Genomic DNA, 11,759 nt, shown 5'->3' with positions numbered 1-11,759 from the left:
CGGCTCCCACCGGCGGCGTCCCCTTGCGCGGGGCCAGCAGTTGCCGGCAGCGCTGCCAGTGCCCGCTGCCGAGGAGAATCTCGAAGAGCCGCACCAGCACTGTGTCGCGCATCGACGGCGAGAGCGCGGGATTCGCGGCCCCGGCTTCCAGCCATGCCGCCACGGCCAGGGCGTCCTGGCAGCGCCCGGTCAGCGCCCACGCCTCGGCGAGCAGGCAGCCGGCGTAGAGCCGCATTCCCACCGGCAGCGCATCGTTGCCGTACAGGTCCTCAAGCTGCGCCGGGAACTGGGCGTGCCGGCCCTCGAAGGCGGCGAATTCCGCCTCGAGCAGCAGCGCCTCCCACGCCAACGGGGCACCGCCGTCGTTAAGGTCCGGCACAGTGGCTACCGTATTCCGGATGGTAACGACGACGGCCGCAGCCTCCGCTGTCCGACCCGGCAACCGCCGCAGCACCCGGTGCCGTTCGACGCCGAGGCGCACCCACAGCCGCAGGTTCCCGCGGGCCAAAGGCAGCGCTGCCTCGAGGATGCCTGCGGCCTCGGCGAGCTGGCCCAGCGCGTGCAGCGCCAGCGCCTCTTCCAGCACCAGCTCCGGATCGGCGCGGTGCCCCGGGACGCTCCGCACGAAACGCAGGGCGGCTTGCGGATCATGCAGGTTCCGCGCCCGCTGCGCCGCCTCCAGCGCGGTCCCGGCCTCCAGCTGGACCCCGCAATCGAGGCTCCAGGCGGCGAAACCGACCAGTGTTCCGGCCGGAATCCCTTCCGCATTTACGACGGCGGCCAGCCCCTCCCACAGCTCCCGGCTGCGGGCCGGGGGAACCGCCTCCCGGACCACCTCCGCGGTCAGCCGCTGGTTCAGCTGCACCACGGGGCGGGGCGGCGGGCAAAATAAGCAGGTGGCCGCCTTCCTCCAGCCGGTCCAGCTCGTAGGGATCCGACAGCCGCAGCAGCACCTCCAGCGGAAGCTCACCGGCGAACGCCAGCAGCTCGACGATGCGCCGCTCGCCGGGCTGCAGGCGGGCCAGCTGAGCGTGTACGACATCGGCGATCTCGCCCGAGCGCACCATCGGGCCCGCCAGGTCCCACACGCCGTCCTGCAGCACCAGCGTGCCGGCGTCGCACTGTTCGCGGATCAGCAGGCGCAGGTACAGCGGGCTGCCGCCGGTCTGCCCCCACAGCTCGGCCGCTGCACTGCGCGAGAGCGGGCCGCCAAGCAGCTGCTCCCCGAAGGCTTCCGCCTCTGCCTGCGTGAACGGCGCCAGGTCCAGGCGCTCGAGCTGCCCCTCGGACCACAGCTGCACGAAATCCTCGGCCGCGCCCGCCAGCTCCCGGGCCAGCACCAGCAGCCGCGCCTGGCCGGAAAGCGCCAACTGCACCACCGCCGCCACGGACAGCGGGTCGAGTTCGTGGGCGTTGTCCACCTGCAGCAGTACGCCACGGCCGGCCGCCTGCTCCTTCAGCAACCTCGACAGGCCCTGGAATGCCATCACCGGATGGTTGAGCGTGCGTTCGGGCAATTCGCTGAGCAGATACCCCAGCGCCCCGTACGGCACCTTCGACGAGACGGCGCTGCCGCGCACGTGCACCACATGGTGCGTCGCGGCAAACCCCTGCAGCGCTTCGACGGCGAGCGCGGTCTTGCCGATTCCGGCACCGCCGACCAGCAGCGCGCCCAGGCGTGCGGGATCGCGCAGTGCCGCCGCCACGCCGTCGAGCTCCTCGCGGCGTCCTACGAAGACTGCATTTCCCCCGTTACCGGCCCCCGAACCATGGCTGTACACGGATTTTTGTACTGGTTCACTGCTCACACCTGCCACACATTCCCCAACGTCGGCGCTGTTGCATCTGGGCTCAGCATACTGACCGTCCCTATGCGTGGCCAGTGACCGACACGAAACTGTAACGATTCAGTGACAGGCCTCCACCCTTGTAGGCTGGGATGTGCGGGTGATCAGGAAAGGCATGCTCTGACCCCCGCAGAGGTCCAGCCGATGGGCCGCTGGCGCAGCTAATTCAGGTCCGAACGGGCCGCCAAGCACCTCCTCCAATTCACAACAAGTGGCGTCGGCCCCTAGGCTGGGCTGCATGTCTGAATCCGTCACACCGATGAATGACAACACCCAGCTGCTCGCGGACGGCGCCGGCGCCGCCCCGGGCTCCGAGCCCGTCAGCAACGGCACGGAACCGGACGCTGGCATCGGACCCGACGCCCCGGCCACTCCGACGCCCGTCGATCCGGCGGCTGCAGCAGCGATCATCGACGGCAAGGTCTTCGCCCCCGTTGCCAACACAGCCTCGGGAGAAGTCGGCGCCACCACGCTGTTCCGCTACCACCAGGACGGCAAGGTCATCTGGGCCGAATACGCCGGCGGCGCCGTGGTCCGCGGCTATCTGGTCGGCACCCGCAGCGGTGACCGGCTGGACTTCCGCTACTCGCACCTGAACATCGACCTGCAGACCGCCAGCGGCGTCTGCGAATCGCGGATTTCCGTGCTCGACGACGGCCGGGTCCAGTTCCGCGAGACGTGGCAGTGGGAATCACGCCCCGAGCAGGGCACCAGCATCGTTGAGGAGCTCCCACCGACGGGCGCACAGCCGTGAGGTTCACCATATTTTTCCGGACGACCCGCGTCGATGCCGCGGGATGGACTCCGGGACTGCCGGAAGCACGGTACTCTACATCGGTAGAGTCGAACCAAGATGCCCGCACCCATCAGGAGATCACTTGTCCGTGGAACCGTTGACAGCCCCTGCCCAGCACCAGGCCGCCGCCCGCACCGCGGGAGAGCCGGAGCATCGCACCGAACGTCGCCTGCTCATCGCCGAGGCAGCCACGGAAATCATCGCCCATGAGGGGTTGCGCGCCCTGACCCACCGCGCCATCGATACCCGCCTGGACCTGTCGTCCGGGTCCACCAGCTACTACTACCGGACCCGGGATGAGCTGCTGGAAGCCATCGTGAACTACCTGCGGGAGCGCTCGGCCGCCGATTTCGAGGCGGCCGACCTCCAGGTGCCGGACTCCGTAGACGGCGGCCGCGACATTGAAGATGTGGCCTCGCACATCGCCCGCTACCTGGACATCCAGCTCAGCGCCCGGCCGCACCACATCAAGGCCCGCATCGCCCTCACCTTGGAGCTGTCCGAGCGGGAAGAGTTCGCCGGCATCATTTCGGATGTGCTCGTCTCCCAGGCACAGATGAGCGAGCTTTTCGGCGTCCTCGGTTCCACCGAGCCGGACACCCTCGCCCGCGGCTTCACCGCGCTGGTTGAAGGCCTGGCGTTCCGCAGCCTGCTCGAATCCGGCCACCAGGAGCCGGCCGCTCGCACCCGCCGTGTTGCCGTCTTCCGCGAAGCCATCGCCTCGTTCCTGCTCGGCGCCGCAGACTAGACGCGGCCCCGACGGGCTCTGGCGTGCCCTGGGCCTTTAGGTCAGGGCCAGGATGATGCCCCAGGTCAACGCGGCCGCACCGAAAACAATCAGTACGACCCCCACGGCCAGCACCAGCCGCCGTCGTGCTTCCTGGCGTTCGCTCACGTGGAACTCGACCCTTTCATACGAGTCAACCTGCATCGCTTTTCCTCCCCCTAGTATGCCCCGCGGGAACCCAGCGCCGCGCTGCAGCTCCTGACCTGAGCGTACCGGTTTCGCCTTGGGAATTCCTGCGCCTGTGGAAGCAACAACAACAGGCCCCGGCCTTTCGGACTTGTGGTCCAAAGGGCCGGGGCCTGTCGGGTGTTCAGCGCCGGGTCGGCGGCGCGGAAGGCCTGGGGTGTGCTTAGCTGGCGGCGACGGCGGCAGCGCGGACGGACTCCATGGCGCGGGTCCACGGAACGAGCTGGTCGAGCATCGGGGCCAGGGTGCCGGCGTTCTGCTCGGTCGGCTTGAACTCGGAGAAGTTCTCGAAGTCGGTAAACAGGGAGAACATGACCTGGTTGCGGACGTGCGCGATCTGCAGTTCGGAGAGCACGTTGCGCAGGTGCTCGGCGGCGCGGGCGCCACCCATGGAACCATAGGAGACGATGCCGGCGGCCTTGTTGTTGAACTCGACGTTCAGGTAGGACAGGGCGTTCGCCAGTGCCGGGGTCAGGGTGTGGTTGTACTCGCCGGTGACGAAGACGAAGCCATCGAACTCGCTGATCTTGGCCGACCATGCCTTAGTGTGGTCATTCTGGTAGTTCTGGTAAGCGGCCGGGTAGGCTTCGTCCAGCAGCGGGAGGTTGAAGTCTGCAATGTCGACAAGCTCGAAGTCAGCATCGGTGCGGCCGGCAGCCTGTGCCAGGACCCACTCAGCAACCTGCTTGTTCACGCGGCCGGGACGGGTGCTTCCGGTGATGATGGCGATCTTGGTCATGTGTAAACCCCTTCAGGTCTTGTTGACGCGTCGTCGTTTTTGTTGACGCGTCAATCATGCCTCAGAGAAACTTGAAATGTCAACCATAACGGAGGGAAGTGGCTGTGAGCTCGGACACCCGATGGCTCGATGCGCATGAACAGGAGATCTGGCGGGCGCTGCGCGAGCTGCTGTGGGGCTTTGAATCGGCGATGGACCGCCAGCTCATCCGCGACTCGGAGCTGTCCGGGGTCGAGTACTCCGTGCTGGCCGCGCTTTCCGAGGCCGACGACGGTATCCTGCGGGCCCGCGACCTGGCCCGGCAACTGGGCTGGGAGCGCAGCCGGCTCTCCCATCTGCTCAAACGCATGGAAACCAAGGGGCTCGTGGCACGCGCCGAATGCCCCACGGACCTGCGCGGCTTCAACATCATGATGACCACGGCCGGCCGCGATGCGATCGTGAAGGCGGCGCCCGGCCACGTCAGCTTCGTCCGCGAGAACGTGTTCGATCCGCTGACGGAGGAGGAGCGCGAGGCCTTGCACTCCGCCGCCATGAAGATCCAGGCTTCCATCCGGGAAGCCGGCCTCTGGGTGAACCCCGGCGTCCAGAAGGGCTAAGACCCGCGCCGTGCTTCCCCATCCGCGGCCGCCGGAGGACAATCAGACTCGGGCGATCCACGGCGAACAAGGGGAAGACGATGCCGCTTTATCTGTCGAAGTTCAGCTACACGCCGGAGACCTGGGCGCGGATGATCAAACAGCCGGAGGACCGCCGGAAGGCTACCGAGTCCTACATCGAGTCGGTCGGGGGCAGGCTCCACGGCTTCTGGTACGCCTTCGGGGACCACGACGGCTACACGCTGTGGGAGGCACCCGACAATGTCTCGATGGCCTCGGTCGTGCTGGCCATCAGCGCAGGCGGCGCGGTCATCTCGCTGGATACAACGGTGCTGCTGACCGTGGATGAGACGCTGCAGGCCCTCCAGAACGCGGACCAGCTGGTCCAGTACAAGGTCCCCGGCACCAGCTGAGGAGCCTGCAGCCGCCACGCAGCAAAGCAAGCAGACGCCGCCCGCCGTGTCGGGCAGGCGGCATCAGTCCGCGTTTTTGGTGGCTAGGACGATATGGCCCTGCAGCGGAACAGCCAGTCCCCCGTCGTCGTCGGTGAACGGCTCCAGCACATTGCCGGCACCGGAACGGATCAGCTCGAACTGCTCGGCGCTCAACCGTTCCGCCAGCGGCGTGCTCTCGACCTCCACTGCCACGAAGTCGTCCGCCGACTCGTACCGGGCGATACCGGTCCGGGTGGCGATTTCCACTAATGGAAGGCCTGCTTCGGCGAAGAGCCGGCGAAGCCTGCCGGTGTCTCCGCACGCCCAGTAGACTCCCAGCAGTGACGCTGCATCCCGCCCGGCATGCCGTGCAACCAGATCGACGAAGGGACCGTAAGCGGGCTGGTCTTCCAGCCGGCCCGGAACCACCACGCCGACGGTCCCGCCGTTGGCCGCGGCCCGCGCCATCTCCCGCAGCGCCGCCCCGGGATCCGGGAAGAACATCAGCGCCATCTGGCAAAGCACGAGGTCGAAGGCCTCGTCCGGCACCGGCAAGGCCGCCGCATCTCCCGGCAGCCAGGTGATCTCCGGCCGGACCCGCGAAGCCACCGCAAGCATGGCGGCATTAATGTCCACACCGGTGACGGCAGCCGGACCCACGATCTCGGCGGCAGTACGGGCGACGATTCCGGTGCCGCAGGCGACATCAAGCACGCGCTGTCCGGGCGCCACGCCGGCCGCCGCCACCAGTTCCCGCGCCCACTCCGCAAACATGGCCGGAACGAACCGGGCCTCGTAGGCCTCGGCTGAGGCCATCTCCAGTTGGAACGTCTCCTGCGCTGTCATCATGCCCACCTCTTCCGGACACCTTCAGCATCCGCCGTTCCAGTGCAGGAAGCATGGGTGGCTGCACCCATCTGCGGCCCCATTTCACTGCACCCCAGCGGCCGCCGCCGTAAAATGGGGCATGGCTTCCGCGATGGAGCAGCTCCTCATCGACGGCCGGAACGCGCTGGACAGCGGTGACTGGATGAGCGCGCGGCAGCACTTCACGCTGGCGCTCAAATCCCAGCCGGGGCCGGAAGCGGCGTACGGCTTGGCGCGGGCAGTGGAGTGGGCCGGCGATTTCGCAGCCGCAATCGGGCTCTACGAGAAGGCATTCGTGCTGTACCGCAGGCGCGGCGAGGTCCGGCTGCCGGCACTGATCGCCGCGCGGGAACTGAGCTTCCTCTATGGCGCCGTGTGCGGGAATTCAGCTGCGGCTAATGGTTGGATGGCTCGGGGCGAGACCCTGGCGGACGCGGCCGGAGACTGCGTCGAGACAGGTTGGGTCCACCTGGCTGCTTGCCTTGCCAGCGGCGATCTGCAGGCGATGCGCAGCCATGCCGCTGTGGCCTCTGAGCTGGGCCGGAGGCTCGGGAATCAGGATCTCGAGTTGTGCGCCCGCAGCTACACAGGTCTGGCGCTGGTGCTGGGCGGCCGGATTTCCGCCGGCATGCGGCTGATCGATGAGGCAGCTGCCGGGGCGCTCGCCGGCGAGGTGCGTGACTACCAGGCGGCCGGGGAAATTTTCTGCAAGATGCTGCTCTGTTCCGAGCTGACGCTGGACGTGCAGCGTGCCCGCCAGTGGATGGATGTGGCGGCCGGTTTCGGCCGCAGTGAGCATGCGGCCTGGGTTCCGGCGGTCTGCGGCATGCATTACGGCGGTATCCTCATCGCCGCAGGTGAGTGGCCGGAGGCGGAGCGGCGCCTGGTCACCGCCATCGCCGACTACGACGGCGGCTTCCGGGCATTGCGGGCAGGTGCGGTTGTGCGTCTTGCCGACCTTCGGCTGCGGCAAGGCCGCCTGGGCGAGGCGGCAGTCCTGCTCGAGGGCAGCGACACCGACGCCGCTGCGGCCCGCCCGCTGGCTCAGCTGCGCCTGGCCAACGGCGATGCCAGCGGTGCAGCGTCCTTGCTGCGGCAGCAGTTGGCTGCGTCCGGCGGCTCTTTGTTGACCGCACCGGAGACCGCTGTGCTGGCCGAGGTGTACCTGGCTTTGGGCGACCGCGAGCGGGCTGCGGGCCTGGCATGCGAGATGGGTGTCCTCGCCGCTGCGACCGGCCTGGTGCAGTACCGGGCGTTGGCCGACTTTACGCTGGGCCTTTGCGCCGCTGCCAGGGGCGATGCCGCCGCGATCCCCCACCTCGAAGCGGCGTCGGCAGAGTTCAAGGCTGCGGGGCTGCCGCTGGAGCATGTCCGATCGCGGCTGGCCCTGGCCCGGGCACTCATTGCGGTTGAACCGCCCTCCGCTGCAGCCGAAGCCTTCGCCGCCCTCCACGATTCCGAACGGCTCGGCGCGGCCCGCGATGCCGACGCCGCCGCCCTGCTCCTCCGGCAGCTCGGCCATCATTCACGCAGTGCCCCACGCCCCGGCGGTCCGCTCACCCGGCGTGAAGAAGAGGTGCTCCGCCTGATCGCCGAAGGGTTGTCCAACAGCCAGATTGCGGCCCGCCTGTTCATCAGCAAGCGCACCGTCGAACACCATGTCGGCAGCATCCTCGCCAAACTCGGGCTTGCAACACGCGCCGAAGCCCAGGCCCACGCCAGCCCGAAGATGCCGCTGGTATAGGTGCCACCGGCTGCGGACGCCGTGGCCTACTCGAGGATTTCGGAGGCTTCGAGCCACTCCATTTCGAGTTCCTCCTGCTCGGCGGCGACGTCCTGCAGCTTCTTGTTCAGGTCGGCGAGGAGTTCGAAGTCGACGTCGGCTTTGGAGCCGGACTCGGTCATCTGCTCCTTGAGTTTGTCGGCCTGCTGGGTGAGCTTGGTCAGCTGCCGTTCGATCCGGTTCAGGTCCTTCTTGGCCTGGCGCTTCTCGGCCTCCGTGTGCGCGGATTTGGCGGCGGCGCTTCCGGCCTGCGCACCGGCGGGGCTGCCCGCGGAGGGGCTGCCGGCGGAAGCGGCGTCGGGCGCCGTCGTCGTTCCCTTAAGGTCGCCGGAGGCTAAGGCCTCCTCGCGCAGCTGCAGGTACTGGTCGACTCCGCCGGGCAGGCCGCGCAGCTTGCCGTCACCGAGCAGGGCCATCTGGTGGTCGGTGACGCGCTCGAGCAGGTAGCGGTCGTGCGAGACGACGACGAGGGTCCCGGGCCAGCCGTCCAGCACGTCCTCGACGGCGGCGAGGGTGTCGGTGTCGAGGTCGTTGGTGGGTTCGTCGAGCATGAGCACGTTAGGCTCGCCGACGAGCAGGCGCAGCAGCTGCAGGCGGCGGCGTTCACCGCCGGAGAGGTCGCGCACGGGCGTCCACTGCTTTTCCTTGGAGAAGCCGAGCTGCTCGACCAGCTGGCCGGCGGAGACTTCGCGGCCGCCGACGTTGAAGACCTGCCGTTCGCGCTGGATGACTTCGATGACGCGCAGGTCCATGAGCTCGTCCAGCTCGCGCACTTCCTGCGTCAGCATGGCGGTCTGGACGGTCTTGCCGCGCTTGACTTTCCCGGAGTCCGGCTGGATCTCGCCGTTGAGCAGGCGCAGCAGGGTCGTCTTGCCGGCGCCGTTCACGCCGACCAGGCCCAACCGCTCCCCCGGTGCGAGGCGCAAGGTGATGTTGTCGAAAAGCGGCGCACCGCCGTCGTTAGTGTCCGATTCCCGGGGCGGCGGCGTGTAGCTGACCTTTTCGAGGTCCAGCACGTCCTTGCCGAGCCGCGCGGTGGCCATCTTGCTCAGGGCCACCTTGTCCCGCGGTTCGGGCACGTCGGCGATGATCTCGTTGGCCGCCTCGATCCGGAACTTGGGCTTCGAGGTGCGCGCGGGGGCGCCACGGCGGAGCCAGGCCAGTTCCTTCTTCACCAACTGCTGGCGCTTATTTTCGACGACGGCGGCCATGCGGTCGCGTTCGGCGCGGGCAAGGACGTAGGCTGCGTACCCGCCGTCGAACGGATCCACGGTGCCGTCGTGGACTTCCCAGGTGCGGGTGCAGACTTCGTCGAGGAACCAGCGGTCGTGGGTGACCACGAGGAACGCGCCTTCGGTGGGGCGCCATCGCTCCTTCAGGTGCCGGGCCAGCCAGGCCACGCCCTCGACGTCCAGGTGGTTGGTGGGCTCGTCCAGCATGATCACGTCATGCGGTTCGATGAGCAGCTTGGCCAGCGCGACGCGCCGCCGCTGCCCGCCGGAGAGCGAGGAGACCTTGGCGTGCCAGTCCACGTCCTCCACCAGCCCGGCCATGATTTCGCGGATCTGCGGGTTGGCGGCCCACTCATGATCCGCGGCCTCGCCGACAATGGCCACGCCGACCGGGAGGTCCCCGTTGAGCACGTCCTGCTGGTCCAAATAGCCGATGTTCACGTCGCCGCGCTTGGTCACCCGGCCTTCATCCGGCGTCGTCCGCAGGGACAGCAGCCGCATGAGCGTGGACTTGCCGTCGCCGTTGCGGCCGACCATACCGATCCGGTCGCCCTCGTTCAGGCCGAGCGAGACCGAGTCCAGGACGGTGCGGATGCCGTAGGAGACGCTGATGTTCTCAGCGCCGAGCAGGTGGGCCAATGTCAGTCTTTCTGTTGGTTCTGCGGGCCGGTCAGGCCATGATGCGGGCGCCGTGCACCGGGCCGTGGACAGCCATCGCCGCCACGCCGGCCACGTCCGACAGCCGCTGTGCCAGCTCCTCCGCGTCCAGCCGGTCCGCGGCCAGGAACGCCAGGGTGGGGCCGGAGCCGGAAACCAGGCCGGCAAGCGCGCCTTCGGAAACGCCAAGGTCCAGAATATCGGCCAGCTCCGGCGCGAGCTCAATCGAGGCAGCCTGCAGGTCGTTGCCCAGCGCGTTGGCGAGGGCGTCGACGTCCCCGGCGTGCATGGCCTTCAGGATCGCCGGATCCACGGCATCCGGCGCGGTGGCCGTGAAACCGGCCTCCTCGCGCAGCCGGTCCGCGGTGGCATAGACCTTGGGCGTGGACAGGCCGAAGGAGGCGGGCACGAGCACCCAGTTCAGGTCACGCCGGGCCAGCGCGGGGGTCAGCTGGTCCCCGATGCCGAGCCCTACGGCCACCCCGCCGAGCAGCGCGAAGGGCACGTCCGCGCCGAGGTCCGCGGCGATACGGACCAGCTCATCGCGGGAGAAGCCGGTGTCCCACAGCGCGCTGCAGGCCACCAGCGCCGCGGCGGCATCGGCGGATCCACCGCCCATCCCGCCGGCAATCGGCACGCGCTTGACGATGTCCAGGTGCACGCCCGTTGGATGGGCCGACAGGGAGCGCATCAGCTCCGCCGCCTTCACGGCCAGGTTGGACGAATCCAGCGGGATGTCCTCGACGTCCAGCGGCAGCGGCGAGCCGTTGCGGACGCTCACGGTGACCTTGTCGTCGTCGCGTCTGGTCGCGGTGACTTCTTCATACAACGAGACGGCCAGGTACACGCTGGCAACCGAATGGTAGCCGTCCGGCCGCAGCGGGCCCATCCGGAAGGACACGTTGATCTTGCCCGGAGCCATCACGCGCACGGATCGGGTCTTGCTCATGAGTCTGCCTCCACAGCGCGAATTTCCAGGTCAGGCCACCAGCGGCCGCTTGCACTCGGCGATCCGGGCGAACGCTTCGACGGTGAGCACCTCGCCGCGGGCGCTCGGGTCCACGTTGGCCGCACGCAGGGCTCCCTCCGCTTCCGCCGCGCTCCCGGCCCAGCCCGCCAGCGCAGCCCGCAGCGTCTTGCGGCGCTGGGCGAACGCGGCGTCGATCACGGCGAACACCTCCTCGCGGCTGGCCCGGGTGGCCGGCGGCTCGCGCCGGGTGAAGCCCACCAGCCCGGAGGCGATCTTCGGCGCCGGCCAGAACACGTTCATCCCGATCACGCCGGCCTTGCGCATCTGGCTGTACCAGGCGGCCTTGACGCTCGGCACGCCGTAGATCTTCGAGCCGGGCTTGGCCGCCAGCCGGTCCGCCACCTCGTCCTGCACCATCACCAGCCCGTGCCGCAGCGACGGGAAATGCTCCAGCAGGTGCAGCACCACCGGCACGGCCACGTTGTAGGGCAGGTTGGCCACCAGCGCGGTCGGCTCCTTGGGCAGTTCGGTCACCTTGAGCGCATCGGAAAGTACGACGTCGAGCCTTCCGTTCGCGTCCGGGCGGAACTTCTGCGCGGTCTCGGGGAGTTTGGCCGCCAGCTTGGGATCAATTTCGACGGCGACCACATGGGCGGCGGCGTCCAGCAGGCCCAGCGTCAGCGAGCCGAGCCCCGGCCCGACCTCGAGCACCGTCTCGGCCGGATCCAGCTCCGCCGCCGCGACGATCCGCCGGATGGTGTTGCCGTCGATCACGAAGTTCTGGCCCAGCGTCTTGGTCGGCCGGACATCCAGCTCCTCGGCCAGCCGCCGGATATCCGCCGCTCCGAGCAGCGGCAGCCCC

13 protein-coding genes are annotated in these 11,759 nt (G+C 68.6%); 5 read left to right on the top strand and 8 right to left on the bottom strand.

Features of this window, described 5'->3' with window-relative positions; genetic code table 11:
- Together D477_RS12475 and D477_RS12470 are read right to left on the bottom strand one after the other, a co-directional pair.
- The coding region (locus tag D477_RS12475; RefSeq protein WP_043846844.1) for a hypothetical protein at positions 1-625 on the bottom strand (625 nt) is incomplete at its 3' end.
- A 22-nt stretch (positions 626-647) separates the two neighbouring features.
- Complete coding sequence (locus D477_RS12470) at positions 648-1,808, bottom strand: AAA family ATPase (protein WP_150110107.1); 1,161 nt, start codon at positions 1,806-1,808, stop codon at positions 648-650.
- A 277-nt stretch (positions 1,809-2,085) separates the two neighbouring features.
- On the opposite strand from D477_RS12470, the gene D477_RS12465 reads away from it, so the two are divergent.
- Both D477_RS12465 and D477_RS12460 read left to right on the top strand, forming a co-directional pair.
- A complete protein-coding gene (locus D477_RS12465; RefSeq protein WP_005269679.1) occupies positions 2,086-2,601 on the top strand; it encodes a hypothetical protein in 516 nt (171 codons plus the stop codon).
- Between the two features lie 130 nt (positions 2,602-2,731).
- The gene (locus D477_RS12460; protein ID WP_202804096.1) at positions 2,732-3,391 is read left to right on the top strand and encodes a TetR/AcrR family transcriptional regulator; all 660 of its coding nucleotides are present in this window, start codon (positions 2,732-2,734) and stop codon (positions 3,389-3,391) included.
- A gap of 36 nt (positions 3,392-3,427) precedes the next feature.
- Here D477_RS12460 and D477_RS22700 read toward each other — a convergent pair whose 3' ends face one another.
- Positions 3,428-3,574 carry a hypothetical protein gene (locus D477_RS22700; RefSeq protein WP_190273566.1) on the bottom strand — a complete coding sequence of 49 codons (147 nt, stop codon included), beginning with the start codon at positions 3,572-3,574 and terminating at the stop codon, positions 3,428-3,430.
- Between the two features lie 205 nt (positions 3,575-3,779).
- Positions 3,780-4,355, bottom strand: coding sequence for an NADPH-dependent FMN reductase (locus tag D477_RS12455; RefSeq protein WP_005269677.1), 576 nt, complete (start codon positions 4,353-4,355; stop codon positions 3,780-3,782).
- Positions 4,356-4,459: 104 nt separating this feature from the next.
- Here D477_RS12455 and D477_RS12450 point away from each other — a divergent pair, with 104 nt between their 5' ends.
- Complete coding sequence (locus tag D477_RS12450) at positions 4,460-4,954, top strand: MarR family winged helix-turn-helix transcriptional regulator (protein WP_005269676.1); 495 nt, start codon at positions 4,460-4,462, stop codon at positions 4,952-4,954.
- Positions 4,955-5,034: 80 nt separating this feature from the next.
- Positions 5,035-5,367: a GYD domain-containing protein gene (locus D477_RS12445; protein WP_005269675.1), complete on the top strand. Its 333-nt coding sequence runs from the start codon at positions 5,035-5,037 to the stop codon at positions 5,365-5,367.
- 63 nt (positions 5,368-5,430) lie between these two features.
- On the opposite strand, the gene D477_RS12440 is transcribed toward D477_RS12445, so the two are convergent.
- On the bottom strand, positions 5,431-6,237 hold the full coding sequence (locus D477_RS12440; protein WP_005269674.1) for a methyltransferase domain-containing protein: 807 nt from the start codon (positions 6,235-6,237) through the stop codon (positions 5,431-5,433).
- 118 nt (positions 6,238-6,355) lie between these two features.
- On the opposite strand from D477_RS12440, the gene D477_RS12435 reads away from it, so the two are divergent.
- Positions 6,356-7,999, top strand: coding sequence for a LuxR family transcriptional regulator (locus D477_RS12435; RefSeq protein WP_005269671.1), 1,644 nt, complete (start codon positions 6,356-6,358; stop codon positions 7,997-7,999).
- A gap of 26 nt (positions 8,000-8,025) precedes the next feature.
- On the opposite strand, the gene D477_RS12430 is transcribed toward D477_RS12435, so the two are convergent.
- From D477_RS12430 to rsmA, 3 genes are read right to left on the bottom strand one after another with little or no spacing between them, the layout of a single operon-like run.
- Positions 8,026-9,909 (bottom strand): ABC-F family ATP-binding cassette domain-containing protein, encoded by a 1,884-nt coding sequence (locus D477_RS12430; RefSeq protein ID WP_005269669.1) that lies wholly within the window; start codon positions 9,907-9,909, stop codon positions 8,026-8,028.
- Between the two features lie 31 nt (positions 9,910-9,940).
- Positions 9,941-10,876 (bottom strand): 4-(cytidine 5'-diphospho)-2-C-methyl-D-erythritol kinase, encoded by a 936-nt coding sequence (locus D477_RS12425; protein ID WP_005269668.1) that lies wholly within the window; start codon positions 10,874-10,876, stop codon positions 9,941-9,943.
- Between the two features lie 30 nt (positions 10,877-10,906).
- Positions 10,907-11,755: a 16S rRNA (adenine(1518)-N(6)/adenine(1519)-N(6))-dimethyltransferase RsmA gene (gene rsmA, locus D477_RS12420; RefSeq protein ID WP_052510774.1), complete on the bottom strand. Its 849-nt coding sequence runs from the start codon at positions 11,753-11,755 to the stop codon at positions 10,907-10,909.
- Between the last annotated feature and the right edge of the window lie 4 nt (positions 11,756-11,759).

The organism is Arthrobacter crystallopoietes BAB-32 (genome assembly GCF_000328305.2).
In the GTDB taxonomy this organism is placed as follows: Bacteria; Actinomycetota; Actinomycetes; order Actinomycetales; family Micrococcaceae; genus Crystallibacter; species Crystallibacter crystallopoietes_A.
This window is presented reverse-complemented; position numbering and strand designations above follow the sequence as displayed.